This is a genomic window from Micromonospora sp. DT53, from assembly GCF_049841535.1.
In the GTDB taxonomy this organism is placed as follows: Bacteria; Actinomycetota; Actinomycetes; order Mycobacteriales; family Micromonosporaceae; genus Micromonospora.
In genome coordinates this window covers 127,578-146,022 of the sequence record NZ_JBNCKM010000002.1, presented here as the reverse complement: position 1 = coordinate 146,022, position 18,445 = coordinate 127,578, and the positions used below count along the sequence as shown (strand labels likewise).

The window sequence follows — 18,445 nt, the reverse complement described above, 5'->3', positions numbered from 1 at the left end:
GTAGGTTGAGCGATCGTGGACGTACACGTCATTGACCACCCGCTGGCCCAGTCGAGGTTGACCGCCATGCGGGACGCGCGCACCGATTCCTCGACGTTCCGGGCGGCGCTGCACGAACTGACCACCATGCTGGTGTACGAGGCGGCGCGCACCTTCCCCGTCGAGCGGTACCCGGTGCAGACGCCGGTCACCGGCACCGAGGGCACCCGGCTGGCCAACCCGCCGCTGCTGGTCCCGGTGCTGCGGGCCGGCCTGGGCATGGCGGACGCCGCGTTGAGCCTGCTGCCCGAGTCGTCGATGGGTTTCGTGGGCCTGGCCCGCGACGAGGTGACCTACGAGCCGCGCGCGTACATGGAGTCGCTGCCGCGCGACCTGGCCGGGCTGCCGGTGCTGGTGCTGGACCCGATGCTGGCCACCGGTGGTTCGCTGGAGCACTCCTGTCGGCTGCTGGCCGACCGCGGCTGCACCGACATCACCGTGCTCTGTGTGCTCGCCGCCCCGGTCGGCATCGAGCGGCTGGAGCGCTCCGGCCTGCCGTTGCGCCTGGTCACGGCCTCGATCGACGAGGGGCTCAACGAGCGCATGTTCATCGTCCCCGGGCTCGGCGACGCCGGTGACCGTCAGTTCGGTGGCATGCCCCGGTTCTGAGGCGACCACCCCGGTCGGTGCCGGGTCCGGCGGGTCCGTGCGCGTTGGTGCGCGGACCCGCTACCGTTCTCGGCCATGACTGGTGTTGCGCTCGCCGAGGAGCTGCTGCTCCTCGCCTACGACGACACGACCGGCAAGGCGACCATGCCGCGGATCAGCCTGGATCTGGGCATGGCCGCCGCGGTGCTGGTCGAGCTGGCCCTGGCCGGCCGGATCGCGTACGCCGACGGATCCCTGACGGTGATCGACCCGACGCCGACCGGCGAACCGTTCAGCGACGACGTCCTCAGCCGGATCGCCGCCGACACTCCGCACACCCCGGCGTCCTGGGTGCAGCGCCTGCGGCACGGCCTGCGCGACCGGATCCTCGCGGACCTGTGCCGGCAGGGCGTCGTCCGGGACGTCGACGAGACGGAGTTGGGCTTCATCCACGTGCACCGCTACCCGGTCATGGACTCCTCCGTCGAGGCGGAGACCCGGCAGCGGCTGGCCGAGGCGCTGACCGGCGCGGCCGCCCCGGACGAGCGGACCGCCGCGCTGGCCACCCTGGTCGTGGTGCTGCGGATGGAGTCCGCGCTCGGGGTGAGCGGCGAGGCCGCCGCCGACGCCCGCCGCCGGTTGACCGAGATTGCCACCGGCGCCGGCTTCTCCGGCGAGGTGAGCACCGACGACTCGGTGGTCCGGCCGTCGGTCGGCCTGGTCGTCGCCGCCCTGGCCACGGCGGTCGACCAGGCTCTCGGCCCGCGCCGCTGACCTCGCGCGGCGATCCGCCCAGGGTGCGACCAGGCGTCCGCCCCTGCTGCTTGCGTCCTTTGCTCTGCTTCAACGGAGGCAACAGTTCCGGCCCGTTTTCGTAGCGTGGGTTGAAGCAGAGCAAAGGAGACGCAGGGAGCGGATGGCCGGGGTCGGGCCCGGCCCGGCCCGCCGGTCAGAGCCCCAGGGCCGCTGCCATCTCGGTGCGCAGCCGAGCGATCGCCGACTGCGCACAGGCGCGGGCACCGGCGACGTCGCCGTCGGGCACCGGCTCCACCACCTCGAGGTACGCCTTGAGCTTCGGCTCGGTCCCGGACGGGCGGATCACCACCCGGGCCACAGCAGTCCGCAGGATCACCACGTCCGACTCGGGCAGCAGGTCCCGGACGCTGTCCACCGGCTGCCCGAGCAGGGTGGCCGGGGTGTCGGCCCGGATCCGGGCCATCGCATCGGCGATGACCCGCAGGTCGTCCACCCGGACGGAGAGCTGGTCGGTGTGGTGCACGCCGAACTCGGCGGCCAGCTCGTCCAGCCGGTCGGTAAGCGTACGGCCCTGCGTCTTCAGGCCGGCCGCCAGCTCCGCCACGGTCAGCGCGGCGGTGATGCCGTCCTTGTCCCGGACGTGTTCCGGGGCGACGCAGTAGCCGAGCGCCTCCTCGTAGCCGAAGACCAGCGGAGCGCTCCCGCCGCCGGCCCGCACGATCCACTTGAAGCCGGTCAGGGTCTCGTCGTAGGGCAGGCCCCGGGCCGCGCACATCGCCCGCAGCAGTGACGACGACACGATTGTGGTGGCGTAGAGCCCGGTCACCCCGCGGCGCATCAGGTGGTCGGCGAGCAGGACGCCCACCTCGTCGCCGCGCAGCATCCGCCAGCCGTATCTGTCTTCGCTCGCGACTGCGGGGCTCGCAAGCTCACTCCTCGCACTCGCTGGCCGCATGCCGTCGCGGACGACCACCGCGCAACGGTCGGCGTCCGGGTCGTTGGCGATGGCGAGGTCCGCCCCGGTGGAGTCGGCCAGGGCGATCAGCCGGTCCACCGCACCCGGCTCCTCCGGGTTGGGGAACGACACGGTGGGGAACGCCGGGTCCGGCTCGGCCTGGTCGGGCACCACACCGGGGGTCGGGAAACCGGCGCGGGCGAAGGCGGCGGTGAGCACCGCCGCGCCCACGCCGTGCAGCGGGGTGTACGCCACAGTCAGGTCCCGTGGCCCGTCCGGGTCGATCACCGCGGTGGCCCGTTCGACGTACGAGGCGACCAGGTCGTCGCCGAGCACCTGACCGGGCTCGCCCAGCGGCACCTGGGTCAGCGGCCCGACCGATCGGATGGCCGCCTCGATACCGGCGTCGGCGGGTGGCACGATCTGCGCGCCGGCGCCCAACTCGCCGCCCAGCTCCGCGCCCAGGTAGACCTTGTAGCCGTTGTCCTGCGGAGGGTTGTGGCTGGCGGTGACCATCACCCCGGCGACACCGCCGAGGTGCCGCACGGCGTACGCCAGCACCGGGGTGGGCAGCGGGTGGGGCAGCAGCAGCGCCGGGCGGCCCGCACCGGTGGCCACCTGGGCGGTGCGCTCCGCGAACTGCCGGGAGCCGTGCCGGGCGTCGTACCCGATCACCAGCGGGCCGGTGGCACCCTGGGCCGCGAGCCAGGTGACCAGGCCGGCAGCGGCCTGGGTGACCACGGCGAGGTTCATGCCGTTCGGGCCGGCGCGCAGCGGGCCGCGCAGGCCCGCCGTGCCGAAGGTCAGCGGGCCGGCGAACCGGTCGGCCAGCTCCGGGGCGCTCGCCGGAAGCCCGTCGAGCACCGCCGTCAGCTCGTCCCGGCTGGCCGGGTCGGGGTCGTCGGCCAGCCAACGCCGGGCTTGCTCGCGAATGTCGTCGATGTCAGAGGTGTCCGCCGCCATGCCCCTTGATAGCACGGCGGCGGATCACCCCTGTGGGTTCCCTCCGGCTCAGCCGTTTCCGGTGAGCTGGAACGTCCGCGTCATCTCGTCGAAGATCGGCTTGCTCTCCGCGAACTTGGCGTCCGTGGCGGTGAGGTAGAACGAGTACGCCTTGCCGTCCTGCGCCACGCCCCGCCAGACGCCGTGCCGCATCGCGTCACCCTCACCGCAGGTGTACTCGAATTCCGCTGCCGGCTTGCTGGCCAGCTCCGTCTCGGTGGAGGCGATCTGGTTGTACGGCTTGACGCAGGAGGTGCTCCGGCTCTTGAGGCCGTTCTCGGCCGTCTCGGCCCACCGGGTGGAGCTGCTGGACCACTTCTCGGTGATGATGCGAACCTTGCGGCCGCTGTCCGCCGGGTCGATGTAGTCGGTGTACGAGCCGCCGGTGGCCTTCTTCCAGCCCTTCGGCACCATGACCTGGATGCCGCGGGCCGTGTGCTCCTGCATCTCGACAGTGGGAGCCACCGGGGCGGACGACGTGGTGGGCTGCGCGGCCGGGGTGCTCGGCGGTGCGTCGTCGCCGCTGGAGAGCGCCACTGCGGTGAGCAGCAACACGACGACCAGACCGCCGGCCGCGGCGAGCTGCACCTTGCGCGGCCAGCCCTTGACAGTGGTGACGAGCTGACCACCGGTGGCCCGGAGCTTGTCCATCGGGCTGCCGGCCGAAGCGGCGGGCGCGGTCGCCCAGGGCTGGCCGGTGCCCGGCACCGACCACTGGTTGCCGCCGCCGTAGGTGCCGCCGACACGCTGGGTGGCCTCCGGTGCCCCGCCGCCGTACCCGACCTGCTGGGTGGCATCGGCCGGGCTGCCGTAGCTGACCCGCTGGGTGGCGTCGGGGTGCCCGCCGGCGTCCACCCGCTGGGTGGCGTCCGCGTTGCCGCCGTAGGTGCGCCCGGACACCGGTCGGCCGGGGGCCGGCATCGCGCCGGTCGGCGTGTGCAGCGGACCGGCCAACGCGTCGGCGCTTGTCTCGTCGAGCCCACCGGTGGCGCCGGGGGCGCGAGCTGCCTGGGGGCGCTCGCCCCGACGCAGCGCGGCCAGCCGGTCGGTCAGGGACTCACCGGGGGCCAGCATCGCCTTGCCACCGATCTGGCTGTCCGGCTTCGGCTCCGGCTGCGCCGGCGGGAGAACGGGCACGGGGCGCTGCTGCACCGGCACCACGGCGTACGGGTCGGTGACCGAGTGCACAGCCGTCGCCGTGCTGCCCAGCGGGCCGGCGAGCAGCTCGCGCAGCATCGCCCGGGAGGTGTGCACGTCGAGTCGGCGCGCCGGGTCCTTCTCCAACAGACCCATCAGCACCCGGGTCAGCGGGCCGCTGCGCTGCGGCGGGGCGGGCGGGTCCTCCACCACGGCGTGCATGGTCTCGATCGGGTCGCCCTTGTCGAACGGCGGCCGCCCCTCGACCGCGGTGTAGAGCGTCACGCCCAGCGAGAACAGGTCGCTGGGCGGGCCGAACTCCTGACCCATGGCCCGCTCGGGCGAGATGAAGTGCGGCGAGCCGAGCACCATGCCGGGGGTGGTGAGCTGCACGTCGGTGGGCATCCGGGCGACCCCGAAGTCGGTCAGCACGCAGCGCCCGTCGGTGCAGATCAGCACGTTCGCCGGTTTGACGTCGCGGTGCAGCACGCCGATCGCGTGCGCGACCTCCAACGCGCCGAGCAGCGCGATGCCGATCTTGGCGACGGTGCGGGGCGCGACCGGCCCGTCCTCGATCACCATGTCGGCGAGGCTGCGGGCGTCCAGCAGCTCCATCACGATCCACGGCCGGCCGGCCTCGGTGACCACGTCGTACACCTGCACCACAGCGGGGTGCTGGATGGCGGCGGCGGCGCGGGCCTCGCGCAGGGTGCGTTCGTACATCGCGTCGCGGTCGCTGGGGGCCAGCCCGGGGGGCAGGACGACCTCCTTCACCGCCACGTCACGGCGCAGCAGGGTGTCTGTGGCGCGCCACACCGTGCCCATGCCGCCGTTGCCCACCGAGGACCGCAGCGAGTACCGGCCACCAATTGTGGTGCCGGGCGCCGCTCGTCCGTTGGCGGGACTGACTGGTCCGCCGCTCCACGTCGGGATCTGAGTCACAGAAAAGCCACCGGGGGAAATCGAGGGGGGCTGGGACACAACCCCCCTATCTTGCTGGTTCCGACGCCCGATGCGAAAGCCGACGCGACGGACGTTTATCGAAGTCGACAGAAAGTGCCCCGTCGTTCACCTGCTGTCGACCGGTCGGGACGCACTGTGCGGTATCCCTCACCCGACGACGTGGCCAGGCGTCCTACCATCCGGGGATGAACCAACGGCGGTCAAGTGAGTCCGGTTTCCCGATCAACGGCGTCTACACGGAGGCCGACCTTCCGGAGGACCTGGACTCCCGGCTCGGCAGCCCCGGCGAGTTCCCGTACACCCGGGGTGTCTACCCCACCATGTACACCTCCCGCCCGTGGACCATGCGCCAGTACGCCGGCTTCGGCACCGCCACCGAGTCCAACGCGCGGTACCACCAGCTGTTGCGGGCCGGCACGATGGGCCTCTCGGTCGCGTTCGACCTGCCGACCCAGATGGGCTACGACTCCGACGAGCCGATCGCGCACGGCGAGGTCGGCAAGGTGGGCGTCGCGATCGACTCCATCGAGGACATGCGGCTGCTCTTCGCCGACATCCCACTGGACAAGGTGTCCACGTCGATGACCATCAACGCGCCCGGCTCGGTGCTGCTGCTGCTCTACCAACTCGTCGCCGAGGAGAACGGGGTGCCGGGCACGGCGCTCAACGGCACCATCCAGAACGACATCCTCAAGGAGTACATCGCCCGGGGGACGTACATCTTCCCGCCGAAGCCGTCGCTGCGCCTGGTGGCCGACACGTTCGCGTACTGCCGCCGGGAGGTGCCGAAGTGGAACACCATCTCCATCTCCGGCTACCACATGGCGGAGGCCGGCGCGACGCCCGCGCAGGAGATCGCGTTCACCCTGGCCAACGGCGTGGAGTACGTGCGGGCGGCGCTGGCCGCCGGGCTCGCCGTCGACGACTTCGCGCCCCGGTTGTCGTTCTTCTTCGTGGCCCGCACCACGCTGCTGGAGGAGGTGGCGAAGTTCCGCGCGGCCCGGCGGATCTGGGCCCGGCTGATGCGTGACGACTTCGGCGCCAAGGATCCGAAGTCGATGATGCTGCGGTTCCACACCCAGACCGCGGGCGTGCAGCTCACCGCCCAGCAGCCGGAGGTGAACCTGGTCCGGGTGGCGGTGCAGGGGTTGGCCGCCGTGCTCGGCGGCACCCAGTCGCTGCACACCAACAGCTTCGACGAGGCCATCGCGCTGCCCACCGAGAAGGCGGCCCGGCTCGCGCTGCGCACCCAGCAGGTGCTGGCCTACGAGACGGACCTGACCGCCACCGTCGACCCGTTCGCCGGCTCGTACGTGGTGGAGGCGATGACCGCCGAGATCGAGGCCGCCGCCGTCGAGTTGATGGAGCGGGTGGCCGACCACGGCTCGGCGGTGGACGCGATCGAGGCCGGGTTCCAGAAGCGGGAGATCGAGCAGTCCGCGTACCGGATCGCCCAGGAGATCGACTCGGCGGAGCGGGTGGTGGTGGGGCTCAACCGGTTCACCGTGGACGAGGAGGAGCCGTACGAGCCGCTGCGGGTGGACCCGACGATCGAGGCGGCCCAGGCCGACCGACTGGCCCGGCTGCGCTCCGAGCGGGACGCCGACGCGGTGGCGCGAGCGCTCGCCGAGCTTCGGGCCGCCGCGGAGGGCACGGACAACGTGTTGTACCCGATGAAGGAGGCCCTGCGGGCCCGCGCGACCGTCGGTGAGGTCTGCGGGACGCTGCGCGAGGTGTGGGGGCTGTACCGGCCCACCGACCGCTTCTGAGCGCTCGACCGCGACCGCAACTCCCGGAACACGGTGTGTCCGGCGGGCTCAGCGGGTATCCGGTCGATTGAGCCGGGGACGCACACCGTGTGCGCCCACGGTGGGTGGGTGCGTGTGAGCGTCTTTATCCGGCTCGTTGCGGAGTGTGGTCGGCTAATTGTCGGAGTGTCAGTTCACCACCCCGACTAATGCGACAATTTGGCAACGGGGCCCCGACCGGCTTCGAGATTCGTGACCGCCGCGATCGGTTACGCGTTGTAGGAGGTGAGGGGCTGATGACGGCGTTCGACCGTGATCTACCTGCTGTCCCCCGCCTCGACGAGCGCCCCCAGCAGGGCATACGTGACTCTGCGCGGTCCGATCACTACCGTAACGAGGTTGCGCAGCGTCACCGTCGGAGGTCTAGGCTGTCTGCTGTCCCCGATGATCCATCCAATCCTACTGATCGAGAATTCGACGTGACGAGTGCGTTGACGCTGCCCACGGGCGGCCAGCTGGCGTCGTCCTGGCCGGAGACGCCACCCGGATCCCAGCCCCTGCCCCGTGAGCTGGACCACCTCCTTGCGCTCCGGGTACCGGGGCTGATCGCTACGCGCCGTCACCTCCACTCGCACCCCGAGCTGTCCGGCAACGAGTTCGAGACGGCCGCGTTGATCGCCCGGGAGCTGTCGCTGGCCGGGCTGAACCCGCGTCTGCTGCCCAAGGGCAACGGCGTGATCTGCGACGTCAACGGCAGGCCGGACGGCCCGGTCGTGGCGCTGCGGGCCGACATCGACGCCCTGCCCCTGGACGACCCCAAGGACGTCCCGTACCGGTCGACCGTGGAGGGCGTCTGCCACGCCTGCGGGCACGACGTGCACACCTCGATCCTGCTCGGCGTCGGCATGCTGCTGGCCCAGCTCGCCGACCTCGGCGAGCTGGACGGCCGGGTCCGGCTCATCTTCCAGCCGGCCGAGGAGATCCTGCCCTGCGGTTCGCTGGAGGTCATCGAGGCCGGCGGCCTGGACGACGTGGTGCAGATCTTCGCGTTGCACTGCGACCCGAACCTGCCGGTGGGCCAGGTCGGCCTACGGGTCGGCCCGATCACCGCGGCCGCCGACAACGTCACCGTCCGACTCTCCGGCCCGGGCGGGCACACCGCCCGCCCGCACCTGACCGTCGACATGGTCGACGCGCTCGGTCGGCTGATCACCGAGGTGCCCGCCCTGGTCAGTCGCCGGGTGCCGGCCAACAGTGGCCTGCTGCTGGTCTTCGGCCACGCCTCGGCCGGCACCCGCTACAACGTCATCCCGTCCGAGGCGAGCGCCTCCGGCACCCTGCGGGTGATGGACCGCGACACCTGGGAGCAGGCTCCCAAGATCGTCGCTCAGGTGGTGCGGGACGTGATCGCGCCGACCGGTGCCACTGTCGACCTGGAATACCTGCGCGGCCGGCCGCCGGTGTCCAACGACTCCCATGCCATCAAGGTGCTGACCGCCGCCACCGCCGCCGCGCTCGGCCCGGACGGGATCGCCGAGACACCGCAGAGCATGGGTGGCGAGGACTTCTCCTGGTACCTGGAGTACGTCCCGGGGGCACTCGCCCGGCTCGGCGTGGGCCGTTCCGGCCCCAACGTCGACCTGCACCGCGCGAGCTTCGACGTGGACGAGCGGGCCATCCCGGTCGGCGTCCGCGTCATGGTGCAGACCGCGTTGCGGGCACTGGCGGCGGCGCGCTGACCGGCGCGACCGGCGCCCGAGGCTTGCGCCGTCGGCGCAGCACCACCAGCAGCACCGCCACCGGTACGCCGAGCGCCACCAGGAACGGCAGCAACGCGCCCAGCACCGTGAGCAGGACGGTCATCGAGACGACGAACGCCTTCCAGCCGCCCTTGAGCCCGGCCAGGAAACCGGTGTCGGCCTCCTCCCCGGTGGTCTTCGCCGCCGGTCCGGCCAGCGACACGGTGATCGTGGAGAGGGCGGTCAGGTCGGCCAATCGTCGCTTCTTGGCCTCCAGTGAGGCCAGGTCGGCCTCCCGCCGGCCCAACTCGTTCTCCAGCGACACCAGGTCGGTGATCGAGGTGGCCCGGGCCAGCAACCGGCGGGCGCTCTCCACCCGGGCACGCTGACTGGTGATCCGGGCATCCAGGTCGACGGTCTCCTCGGTGACGTCCTGAGTGTTGATCTCCCGGCTCTGCTGCCGACCGAGCTTGGCGATGTCCTCCACCACGTCGGTGAACTTCGCCGCCGGCACCCGCAGCTCCAACTCCGCCACCGCGTCGGCGTCGGCGCTGTGCCGCTGGTCGCCGCCGACGAAGCCACCGGCCCGGGTGACCATGGCAGTGGCCGCACGGGCAGCCGAGTCCACATCGTCCACCTGCACCCGCATCGTTCCGGTGTAGATGATCGCCCGCTGGTCGACCCGTAGGTCCGGCGCGCCTGCGCCGGCCCCCTCCGGTGCGCCCGCGGCGGCATCTCGGCCCGCGTCGCCGCCCTTGGCCGCCGGCGCCTCGGCCGCCGAGTCAGCGCTGTCCCGCGCACCGCTGTCGCCGGCACCGCATCCCGTCAGCGCCAGCGCCGCCGCCAGGACCGTCGTCGCCAGCAGCGCACTGCGGCGTCGTCCCACCTGTCCGTCCATCCCCGCTCCCATCGTCGTCAACCGGTGTGGCGATAGCTCGGACGCGACGCACACACCGGCTGGTTCCGGCAGACTGCGCTGAGGACGTCACGATTCGATAATCGAGGAGTCACGATGCGGCTCACCAAGTACGCCCACTCCTGCCTTCGGGTGGAACACGACGGGGGAGTGCTCGTCGTCGACCCCGGGGTGTTCGGCGGCGCCGCGGCGGCGCTGGACGGTGCGGACGCGGTGCTGATCACCCACGAACACCCCGACCACCTGGACCTGGCAGCGGTGCGCCTCCAGCTCGACCGACAGTCGATCCCGATCCACGGCCCCGCCTCGCTCGCCGGGGCCCTGGGTGACGCGGCAGAGGTGCTGCGCCCGGTCAGCGCCGGTGAGTCGTTCACCGCCGCCGGGGTGGCCGTGCGCGCGTACGGGGGGCGGCACGCCGTGATCCACCCCGACATCCCGGTGGTCGACAACCTCGGTTACCTGATCAACGACGTGGTCTACCACCCGGGCGATTCCCTGGTGGTGCCCGACGAGACCCCCGTCGACACGCTCTTCGCGCCGATCCACGCCCCGTGGTCGAAGTTCTCCGAGGTGGTCGACTTCATCCGCGCGGTCGCACCGCGGCGCGCGTACGCCCTGCACGACGCGTTGCTCAACGACAACGGGCTGGGCGTGCTCGACCGGCAGTACACCGCGCTGTCCGGCACCGAGTACCAGCGGCTGGAGCCCGGTAGCCGGGTGGACGTCTGACCCGATGCCCGGCCTCTCCGCGGAGCTGGTGCAGCAGCTCTACCGCACCCCACCGGACCGGTTCGTGGCCGCCCGGGACGCCGCCGTGGCCGAGGCCCGTCGGGCCGGCGACCCGACCGCCGCCCGCCAACTGGCCCGGCTGCGTCGTCCGACGGTGGCCGCCTGGCTGGTGAATCTGCTCGCCATCCGACGTCCGGAGTTGGTCGCCGATCTGGTGCAGCTCGCCGACGCTTTGCGTGTCGCCCAGCGGGAGCTGCGTGGGCCCCGACTGCGGGAGCTGTCCGCGCAGCGCCGGGCCGTGGTGGGCGCCCTGGTCGCCGAGGTCCGCAAGCTCGCCGCGGCCGAGCCGGACGCGCCACCGGCGAGCCGGCTGCCCCTGGCCGAGGTGGAGGCGACGCTTAACGCGGCGTTCTCCGACGTCGAGGTCGCCGAGCAGGTGCGGGCGGGCCGCCTGCTGCGGGCGGCCAGCTACGCCGGCTTCGGTGAGGTGCCCCGGCCACAACTGCGGCTGGTCACCGGCGATGACGAGGAACGCGAGGAGGAACGTCCGGCCCGCCGGCCCGGCCCTCAGCGGGGTCGCCCCGAGCCGGCGCCCCGCACGGATCGGGCGGCCGAGCGCGCCGAGCAGGCCGAACGGGCTGCGCAGCGGGCGGCCCGAGCCGAGCGGGCCCGGCAGCGCCGCGCCCTGGACCGGGAGTTCGCGAAGGCCCAGGCCGACCAGGAGCGGGCCGAGGCCGAGCTGACCGAGGCGACCGGGCAGGAACGCGACGGTGCGGCCGTACTCGATGGCCTTGAGGCTGAGCTGGCCGAGCTGGAGCGGCGGCGCGCGGTCGCCGAGCAGGATCTCAGCCGGGCCAAGCTGGCCCGGCGCGCTGCCGAGCGGGCGGTCACCGTGGCTCGGCGGCGCGCCGGTGAGGTCGAGGCGGCGGTCGAGGCACTGGCGGCCGAAGAGGGGGATGCGGACGAGGGCGGCGGCGCGGCAGACTGACCATCGATGGACGACGACGAGTGCGTGGGTCGTAACCGGCGGGTGGCCCCGGGCCGGGCCGCGGTCGGCGGGTCGGGTTGCCCGAGGGGAACACTCCGGTGACCCCGGAGCAGGTCGCGGCCGCCAGCAAGCCCGTCGTGCTCGACCTGGGTGACGCCTTCAGCCGGGACGCGACCACGTTGCGCCGGGCCCGACTGCTCGGCATCTCCGGTTGGGCCTTCTACATCAGTGGCCGGGCCGGCGCGCTCGGCGATGTGCGGGCCGAGACGGCCGCCGCCGCCCTCGGGTTCATCGCCCCGGACGCGGTCGCCGACGGTTGGGACGCCGCGGCCCGGGTCGTCCCGCCGTTCGAGGTGGCCGCCGCGAGCCTCGCCGAATGCTGCCGGTGGGGGGCGCAACAGCTCGGCCCCCTGCCCTGCACCGAGCGCCTGTCGGCGCTCGTCGAGCGGGCCGTGGTCGCGGCGGAGGCCAGCGGGATGCCGCTCTTCGCCGCGTGGCGGGCCATGCCGCTACCGGATCTCTCTCCCGGGGCCCGCAGCGCCGCCGGGCTGCGGTTGCTCCGGGAACACTTCACAGGCGCCTACCTGCTGGCGGTACGCGCCGCCGGGATGACCCCGCTGGAGGCCGTGCTGGCCGGGCCGGAGGGCGAGGCCGGGGCGGTGGCCTGTGGCTGGCCGCCGCCGTACCCGCCGATCGCGCCCCTGGTGCGCCGCCGACTCTGGGCGGAGGCGGTGACCAACAGGCTGGCCGCGCCGGCGTTCACGGCCCTCGGCCCCGCCGACGGCGCGGAGTTGGTGGAGCTGCTGCACCGCACCCGGGTCGACCTCGCCTGAGCCGGGAAACGCGGTGGACCGACGGGTACGAACTCCCCGTCCCGGCGGGCGGTGTGTGATTGACGACCCCGGTCCGGCCCGACCGGCGCTCCGGTCGACAGCGGTAGCAGACTGGAGGCGTGCGATACGCCCTGCTACGCCGACGCGGTGCCGGTGGGGCGGGCCCGCAGCTCGGTGACGTAGTCGTCCGGGGCGCCCGCCTTCTCGGCGGCGTTCGCGATCTCCGACAGGTACCACGAGGTCGGCAGGCCACCCTCGTACCCGTTGAAGACGTAGATCCACGCGGTCACGTCGCCGTCGAGGGTGGAGACCCGCACGTGCAGCTTGCGGTACGTGCCGGCGGTCACCCCCTCGATCTCGTCGAGCTGGCCCGCGTCGTACGGGTGGATGTCGTAGAGCGCCACGAAGACCCGGTCACCGGGGGACTCGACAAGGGTGCTCACCGCACCCTCCCAGCCGATCACGTCCGCCCCGGCGAAGGTCAGCCGCCAGCCTTCCAGCCAGCCGGTGCCCACCATCGGCGAATGCGGACAGTAGGCGCGCATCCGGGCGGGGTCGAGATTTGAGCCGTAGGCGGCGTGATGACGCACGGCGATGACGATAGCCCGGCCGACGGGTGGGAGAGAATACGACAGTGCGTGTCGAATGCGCTCGGGAGAAGAAAGTGACTGTGAGCATGGACGAAGGGCGAACGCTGTGAGCCGGATCGTGATCATCGGTGGGGGGCCGGCCGGGTACGAGGCGGCACTGGTCGCCGCCCAGCTGGACGCCGATGTCACAGTGGTGGAGGCCGACGGTGCCGGCGGCGCCTGCGTGCTCTCCGACTGCGTACCGTCGAAGACCTTCATCGCCAGCTCGGGGGTGGTCACCGGATACCGCGACACCGAGGAGTTCGGGGTGCACTCGGACGGCCTGGAGGCGGTCACCGTCGACGCGCGGGCGGTGCACGAGCGGGTCAAGCGGCTGGCCCTGGCGCAGTCCGCCGACATCCACGCCAAGCTGCTGAAGGCGGGGGTCACCTTCGTGGCCGGCACCGCCCGGCTCGGCGAGGATTCGCTCGGGCACACCCACCGGGTCGTCGTCACCCCTGCCGACGGTGGCGAGGAGTACTCGATCGACGCGTCCACCGTGCTGGTGGCCACCGGCTCGACACCCCGCCAGCTGCCCACCGCCCTGCCGGACGGTGAGCGCATCCTGACCTGGCGACAGGTGTACGACCTGCCGGAGCTGCCCGAGCACCTGATCGTGGTCGGGTCAGGTGTGACCGGCGCGGAGTTCGCCAGCGCGTACCTGGCGATGGGGGTCGAGGTGACCCTGGTCTCCAGTCGGGACCGGGTGATGCCGCACGAGGACGCCGACGCCGCGTCCGCCATCGAGCGGGTGTTCCGCAACCGGGGCATGGAGATCCTGAACAACTCCCGGGCCGACGCGGTCCGGCGTACCGCCGACGGCGTCGAGGTGGAGCTCTCCGACGGCCGTAAGGTGACCGGCTCGCACGCGTTGATCACCGTCGGTTCGATCCCGAACACGGCCAACCTGGGTCTGGCCGAGTACGGGGTGGAGCTGGGCCGGGGTGGCTACCTGACGGTCGACCGGGCCTCCCGGACCAACGTGCCCGGCATCTACGCCGCCGGCGACTGCACGGGGGTGCTGCTGCTGGCCAGCGTCGCCGCCATGCAGGGCCGGATCGCGATGTGGCACGCGCTCGGCGAGGCGGTCCGCCCGCTGCGCCTGCGTACCGTCGCGGCGAACGTCTTCACCGATCCGGAGCTGGCCACCGTGGGGGTCTCGCAGGACGAGGTGGACGCGGGCAAGACCCCGGCCCGGCAGGTGATGCTGCCGCTGTCCGGCAACGCCCGGGCCAAGATGGACGACCTCTCCGACGGTTTCGTGAAGCTGTTCTGCCGGCCCGCCAGCGGTCAGGTGATCGGCGGTGTGGTGGTCGCTCCGAAGGCCAGCGAGCTGATCCTGCCCATCACCATGGCGGTGGAGAACAACCTCACCGTCAACGAGTTGGCGCAGACCATCACCATCTACCCGAGTCTCTCCGGCTCCATCACCGAGGCGGCTCGCCAACTCATGCTGCACGCGCTGGAGTAACCCCGCTCCCTGCCCGCCTCCCCGGTCGATCATGGAGTTGTGGTGGGCGGTTCACACCGTCACGCCGCTTTTGTGAGGCAGCACAACTCCATGATCGACGACTTGGGTCTGATGGGCCGCCACAGTCGCCAGGACCGCCACCTCGGTGAGGATCAGGAGGCGTTCGGCCAGGCCGATCAGCATGCGGTCGCCGGGGTAGGCGGACCAGATCATTGCCGCCGCCAGCGCCAGGCTGAGTAGGACCAGGGCACGTAGCGTCCGGGCGGCGGGGGCCAGGTCGGGTTGGCGGGCGAGCAGCCAGCCGCCGAGCGGCAACGCCAGGAAAGCGACCACCGAGGCGTACCGGTGCAGGTAGGCGGCGGTGGTCATGGCGGTGCCGGGCTCGTTCGTCGGCACCACGGCGGCCACCAGCAGCCCACCGGCCCACGCGCCGAGCAGCAGCTCGGCCGTCCTGCCGGAGCGGGGCCGGAGTGGGCCGGCGCGACGCAGCCCGTACAGCAGCGCCACTGTGGCGAGCGCGAGCACCACCATGGCGACGTCGATGACGCCGCCCCGGTCGGAGACCGCGAAGTCGCTGATTGTCAACGCCCACGGGTTGAGGTCGTCGTTGACTTCGAGATGACCGATCACGGTGAGCAGCGCCGCCAGGGCGATCCCGCCCAGGGCCAGCAGGCCGGTACTCCGGGTAACAGGCATGCCTCAGCCTGTCGCCGCGGACACCCCAGCCGAATCCGGGACGGCCACCGAAATCGACCCCCGGGACCACCCCTAGAGGCCTTCCGGCATTTGGCCGTCACGTGCTTCCGCGCATCCGTGAACTTTGGATGGCCGCGAAGACCTTCGGCAGGTCAGGCGACGTTCAGTTGGATGTTCCCAATGCGGGCGACGACGTCGAGATGACCGCCCAGGCCGGTGACGTAGGCGCGGAGTGACTCCAGGCTTGTGTGCTCGCCATTCTCGATCTGGCTGATTCTCGCCTGCGTCAGCCCCGCCGCCTCGGCCAGTTGGACCTGAGTCATACCCAGATGCTTGCGGATCTCTGCCAGCTGCGCTCCGCTGACGGCTGCCAGCATCCGCTCACGGTGCTGAGCCCGCCGGGAGACCCGGTCCGGATCTTCCCAGGATTGATCGAGCGCGCGGGCCTTGGCCTTGACGTCCTGCCAGTCAGCTCCACCGGTCATCTCTGTGTTCCCCTCAGCCGGGAGAGGTGCTCCTGAAACCGGTCGTCCGCCAACGGGACCGCCGTCTTGTACCAAGTCTGCCATTGGCCCGACTTGTCGCCAGCGACCAGAAAAACAGCTTCTCGAACTGGATCAAAAGCGAAAATCATGCGGACCTCCGTGGAGCCAGTCGACCCAGGCCGTAATTCCTTCATGTGGTGGAAGATGCTGCCCTTGAGGCGGTCGACCAGGGGACGCCCGAGCGCCGGCCCGTGTTCGACGAGGAGGTCGATGGCCTCGCTGATGAGTCGGCGCTGGCGGGATCCGTCTTGCAGAGGCAGAGGGAACCACTCCTCGACCTCAGGATGAAGTTTGACGTCCCACATGCTGTCAATATAAGTGCAGCTTATACCCGCAGATCCCACGACACTCAGTCGATGGGGACGTCTACTGCGGCGGCGGCACGGGCGTGCCGGGCGCTGACCACTGTCATGGCCCACCCCGCCGCGGCGAAGCCGGCCGCCGCGGCGGTGGCGATGATGGCCAACCGCCAGGCCGACTCGGTCAGTGCGGTGCCGCCCAGGTGCCCGACCAGGGCACCGTAGGTGGCCCAACCCAGCGCGGCGACGGCCTCGTAGAGCACGAACAGTCGGTACGGGTAGCGGCTGCGCCCGGCCGAGAAGCAGGCCGCCATCCGGCCGCCGGGCACGAACCGGCAGAGCAGGATGACCAGCGGCCCGGGTTGTCGCAGCCCCTGGGTGACCCTGCTGGCCACCCGGCGGGCCCGACTCAACTCGGCGTGCCGGGGTGGCCGTCGGTCCGGAGCGCTCCGCCCGAGCAGGTAGCAGGCCAGGTCACCGGCGAACACACCGAGCGCGCCGACGGCGATGGTGACCGGCAGGCTGAGCCCGCCGTAGACGGTGAGCGCACCGCTGGTGATCATGACGATCTGGGTGGGAATCACCGGCACGAAAGCGTCCGCGATCAGCAGAGCGAGCAGCACCAGGTACGCCCACGTCGGCGACGCGACGTCAGTCAGAAGTTCGGGCACGCCTGCCACCTCGCCGGATGCGGCCGATTGGGTGTCTTGAGCCTGACGCCGTGTCCGGCGTCACGGTGGACGGCCCCGGCCCGTCGTGACCGTCGACACGACTGGGCCACCCAGCTTCAACGAGGCCGATCGCTGCCGAGTGACGGCTTCGGTGGAGGTTCCACCCGTCCGAGGCGGGCGGCAGAACGGCGTTCGTCGGCGTACCGTTGTCGACGCGGCCACGCCCGTCGGGTCCCCCGTTCCTGACGATTCGGCCGCCAGGGCCGCCGGCGGGTCCCGCGCCGGCGGCCCACCCCTCCGCCGCAAATCCGGGTGCGTCGCCGATCGTCGGGCGGGTACGGTCGCCGTATGCGCAGCGCGGTAGTGATGACCACGACGCCGGGTGTCCCCGGCGCGCCGCTCTGACGTAACCACAGTCGACCAGGCCCCGGGGCGATCCGCCCCCGAGGGCAGCGCGCCGAACGGAGCTCAGATCGCCTCCGGGTCGTACCCGATCCAGGAGCCCGACATGATCGACCACCGTAGGCTCGGCCGCGAGCTGGACCTCTTCGTCTCCGATCCGCTGGCCGGTGCCGGCCTGCCGATCTGGCTGCCGGCCGGCGCCGCCGCCCGGCACGCCGTCGAGGAGTACGTCCGGGAGTTGGAGCGCCGCTCCGGCCACCAGCACGTCTACTCGCCGCCGCTGGGGAAGCGGGAACTCTTCGAACTCTCCGGTCATCTCGGCTACTTCGCCGACGACATGTTCCCGCCGATGCGGCTGAGCGCCGACGACGAGTTCGTGCTCCGGCCGGCGCTCTGCCCGCACCACGCGTTGGTCTTCCGGGCGCGGGGCCGTTCCTACCGGGAGCTGCCGTTGCGAATCGCGGAGCTGGGCGGGATGTACCGCTCGGAGCGCTCCGGCGTGCTCGGCGGGCTGTCCCGGGTCCGCGCCATCTCGCTCAACGACGCGCACACCTTCTGCGCGCCCGAGCAGGTCGGCGCTGAGGTCGTCGAGATCCTCGGGCTGATCCGTGCCGCGCACGCCGCGCTCGGCGTCCGGCCGGCCGGGTTCCGGCTGTCGCTGCGCGGGCCGGGCGAGAAGTACGTCGGCGACGACGCGCAGTGGGCCCGCGCCGAGGAACTGCTCCGGGAGGCGCTGGTCGGGGTGGAGTACGTCGAGGCGCCGGGGGAGGCCGCCTTCTACGGCCCGAAGATCGACATTCAGATTCTCGACGCCGCCGGCCGGGAGTCGACCATCTCCACCATCCAGGTGGACTTCGACAAGCCGGAACGGTTCGACCTGTCGTACACCGACTCGGACGGCAGCCGGCGTCGCCCGGTCATGCTGCACCGCAGCCTGGTCGGCAGCATGGAGCGGCTGTTCGCGTACCTCATCGAGGTGCACGAAGGGGCGTTCCCGGCCTGGTACGCGCCCGTCCAGTTGGTGTTGCTGCCGGTCGACGACGGCCAGGTCGACGCGGCGGCCGACCTGGCCCGACGGGCTGTCGACGCCGGCCTGCGGGTCGAGGTCGACGCCGCCGGCTCGCTGGGCGCCCGGGTCCGGGACGCGGCCCGCCGCCGCGTCCCGTACCTCGGGGTGTTGGGTGCCCGGGAGGTGGCCGACGGTTGTCTCGCGCTGCGCCTGCGCGGCGGCCGTGCCCTGGCCCCGATGCCCGCCGACGCCGCTCTCGCCCTGATCGGCGGGCAGGTCGCCGCCCGCGCGACCGACCTGCTGCCGCCGGACTGACACGCCCACCGATCG

17 protein-coding genes are annotated in these 18,445 nt (G+C 72.1%); 9 read left to right on the top strand and 8 right to left on the bottom strand.

All coding sequences use genetic code 11. From position 1 onward, the window contains the following. The first annotated feature begins 15 nt into the window (after positions 1 to 15). Both upp and ACLQ3B_RS06520 read left to right on the top strand, forming a co-directional pair. Positions 16 to 648: a uracil phosphoribosyltransferase gene (gene upp, locus ACLQ3B_RS06525; RefSeq protein ID WP_425778284.1), complete on the top strand. Its 633-nt coding sequence runs from the start codon at positions 16 to 18 to the stop codon at positions 646 to 648. Positions 649 to 723: 75 nt separating this feature from the next. After that, positions 724 to 1,401: a GOLPH3/VPS74 family protein gene (locus tag ACLQ3B_RS06520; RefSeq protein ID WP_425778282.1), complete on the top strand. Its 678-nt coding sequence runs from the start codon at positions 724 to 726 to the stop codon at positions 1,399 to 1,401. A gap of 175 nt (positions 1,402 to 1,576) precedes the next feature. Here the strand turns inward: ACLQ3B_RS06520 and ACLQ3B_RS06515 are convergent, their stop codons facing one another. Both ACLQ3B_RS06515 and ACLQ3B_RS06510 read right to left on the bottom strand, forming a co-directional pair. Continuing rightward, positions 1,577 to 3,301: a phospho-sugar mutase gene (locus tag ACLQ3B_RS06515; protein WP_425778280.1), complete on the bottom strand. Its 1,725-nt coding sequence runs from the start codon at positions 3,299 to 3,301 to the stop codon at positions 1,577 to 1,579. Between the two features lie 48 nt (positions 3,302 to 3,349). Next, positions 3,350 to 5,419 (bottom strand): protein kinase domain-containing protein, encoded by a 2,070-nt coding sequence (locus tag ACLQ3B_RS06510; protein WP_425778278.1) that lies wholly within the window; start codon positions 5,417 to 5,419, stop codon positions 3,350 to 3,352. 206 nt (positions 5,420 to 5,625) lie between these two features. Here ACLQ3B_RS06510 and ACLQ3B_RS06505 point away from each other — a divergent pair, with 206 nt between their 5' ends. Together ACLQ3B_RS06505 and ACLQ3B_RS06500 are read left to right on the top strand one after the other, a co-directional pair. Further along, positions 5,626 to 7,209 carry an acyl-CoA mutase large subunit family protein gene (locus tag ACLQ3B_RS06505; protein WP_425778277.1) on the top strand — a complete coding sequence of 528 codons (1,584 nt, stop codon included), beginning with the start codon at positions 5,626 to 5,628 and terminating at the stop codon, positions 7,207 to 7,209. A gap of 458 nt (positions 7,210 to 7,667) precedes the next feature. Continuing rightward, positions 7,668 to 8,927, top strand: a complete 1,260-nt coding sequence (locus ACLQ3B_RS06500; protein ID WP_425778275.1) for an amidohydrolase — start codon at positions 7,668 to 7,670, stop codon at positions 8,925 to 8,927. On the opposite strand, the gene ACLQ3B_RS06495 is transcribed toward ACLQ3B_RS06500, so the two are convergent. After that, complete coding sequence (locus ACLQ3B_RS06495; protein WP_425778273.1) at positions 8,884 to 9,846, bottom strand: DUF4349 domain-containing protein; 963 nt, start codon at positions 9,844 to 9,846, stop codon at positions 8,884 to 8,886. The two genes, ACLQ3B_RS06500 and ACLQ3B_RS06495, sit on opposite strands and share 44 nt — an antisense overlap. A gap of 93 nt (positions 9,847 to 9,939) precedes the next feature. On the opposite strand from ACLQ3B_RS06495, the gene ACLQ3B_RS06490 reads away from it, so the two are divergent. The 3 genes from ACLQ3B_RS06490 (at position 9,940) to ACLQ3B_RS06480 (ending at position 12,393) form a co-directional block, all read left to right on the top strand. Beyond that, positions 9,940 to 10,572, top strand: a complete 633-nt coding sequence (locus ACLQ3B_RS06490; protein WP_425778271.1) for an MBL fold metallo-hydrolase — start codon at positions 9,940 to 9,942, stop codon at positions 10,570 to 10,572. Between the two features lie 4 nt (positions 10,573 to 10,576). Further along, on the top strand, positions 10,577 to 11,560 hold the full coding sequence (locus ACLQ3B_RS06485; RefSeq protein WP_425778270.1) for a hypothetical protein: 984 nt from the start codon (positions 10,577 to 10,579) through the stop codon (positions 11,558 to 11,560). Positions 11,561 to 11,658: 98 nt separating this feature from the next. Beyond that, positions 11,659 to 12,393: an SCO6745 family protein gene (locus ACLQ3B_RS06480; RefSeq protein WP_425778268.1), complete on the top strand. Its 735-nt coding sequence runs from the start codon at positions 11,659 to 11,661 to the stop codon at positions 12,391 to 12,393. Between the two features lie 134 nt (positions 12,394 to 12,527). Here the strand turns inward: ACLQ3B_RS06480 and ACLQ3B_RS06475 are convergent, their stop codons facing one another. Further along, positions 12,528 to 12,983 carry a gamma-glutamylcyclotransferase gene (locus ACLQ3B_RS06475; RefSeq protein ID WP_112588201.1) on the bottom strand — a complete coding sequence of 152 codons (456 nt, stop codon included), beginning with the start codon at positions 12,981 to 12,983 and terminating at the stop codon, positions 12,528 to 12,530. Positions 12,984 to 13,089: 106 nt separating this feature from the next. Here ACLQ3B_RS06475 and ACLQ3B_RS06470 point away from each other — a divergent pair, with 106 nt between their 5' ends. Beyond that, positions 13,090 to 14,493, top strand: a complete 1,404-nt coding sequence (locus ACLQ3B_RS06470) for an NAD(P)H-quinone dehydrogenase (RefSeq protein WP_425778266.1) — start codon at positions 13,090 to 13,092, stop codon at positions 14,491 to 14,493. Between the two features lie 51 nt (positions 14,494 to 14,544). Here ACLQ3B_RS06470 and ACLQ3B_RS06465 read toward each other — a convergent pair whose 3' ends face one another. The 4 genes from ACLQ3B_RS06465 to ACLQ3B_RS06450 all read right to left on the bottom strand — a co-directional run bounded on the left by ACLQ3B_RS06465 (position 14,545) and on the right by ACLQ3B_RS06450 (position 16,704). Beyond that, positions 14,545 to 15,189, bottom strand: coding sequence for a DUF998 domain-containing protein (locus ACLQ3B_RS06465; protein ID WP_425778264.1), 645 nt, complete (start codon positions 15,187 to 15,189; stop codon positions 14,545 to 14,547). Between the two features lie 152 nt (positions 15,190 to 15,341). Further along, entirely contained in the window at positions 15,342 to 15,674 is a 333-nt protein-coding gene (locus ACLQ3B_RS06460) for a helix-turn-helix domain-containing protein (protein WP_425778262.1), read from the bottom strand. Beyond that, positions 15,671 to 16,039, bottom strand: coding sequence for a type II toxin-antitoxin system RelE/ParE family toxin (locus ACLQ3B_RS06455; protein ID WP_425778260.1), 369 nt, complete (start codon positions 16,037 to 16,039; stop codon positions 15,671 to 15,673). The genes ACLQ3B_RS06460 and ACLQ3B_RS06455 overlap by 4 nt, the downstream gene beginning before the upstream one ends. Before the next feature lie 44 nt (positions 16,040 to 16,083). Then, positions 16,084 to 16,704, bottom strand: coding sequence for a DedA family protein (locus ACLQ3B_RS06450; protein ID WP_124861997.1), 621 nt, complete (start codon positions 16,702 to 16,704; stop codon positions 16,084 to 16,086). A 508-nt stretch (positions 16,705 to 17,212) separates the two neighbouring features. Between ACLQ3B_RS06450 and thrS the strand changes: the two genes are divergently transcribed. After that, complete coding sequence (gene thrS / locus ACLQ3B_RS06445; RefSeq protein WP_425778257.1) at positions 17,213 to 18,430, top strand: threonine--tRNA ligase; 1,218 nt, start codon at positions 17,213 to 17,215, stop codon at positions 18,428 to 18,430. Positions 18,431 to 18,445: the final 15 nt, after the last annotated feature.

Bases quoted from the DNA above. Each gene is read 5' to 3' on its own strand.
- ACLQ3B_RS06520 (WP_425778282.1), top strand. From the start codon at position 724: ATGACTGGTGTTGCGCTCGCCGAGGAGCTGCTGCTCCTCGCCTACGAC.
- ACLQ3B_RS06515 (WP_425778280.1), bottom strand. From the start codon at position 3,301: ATGGCGGCGGACACCTCTGACATCGACGACATTCGCGAGCAAGCCCGG.
- ACLQ3B_RS06505 (WP_425778277.1), top strand. From the start codon at position 5,626: ATGAACCAACGGCGGTCAAGTGAGTCCGGTTTCCCGATCAACGGCGTC.
- ACLQ3B_RS06490 (WP_425778271.1), top strand. From the start codon at position 9,940: ATGCGGCTCACCAAGTACGCCCACTCCTGCCTTCGGGTGGAACACGAC.
- ACLQ3B_RS06485 (WP_425778270.1), top strand. From the start codon at position 10,577: ATGCCCGGCCTCTCCGCGGAGCTGGTGCAGCAGCTCTACCGCACCCCA.
- ACLQ3B_RS06465 (WP_425778264.1), bottom strand. From the start codon at position 15,189: ATGCCTGTTACCCGGAGTACCGGCCTGCTGGCCCTGGGCGGGATCGCC.
- ACLQ3B_RS06460 (WP_425778262.1), bottom strand. From the start codon at position 15,674: ATGACCGGTGGAGCTGACTGGCAGGACGTCAAGGCCAAGGCCCGCGCG.
- ACLQ3B_RS06455 (WP_425778260.1), bottom strand. From the start codon at position 16,039: ATGTGGGACGTCAAACTTCATCCTGAGGTCGAGGAGTGGTTCCCTCTG.
- thrS (WP_425778257.1), top strand. From the start codon at position 17,213: ATGATCGACCACCGTAGGCTCGGCCGCGAGCTGGACCTCTTCGTCTCC.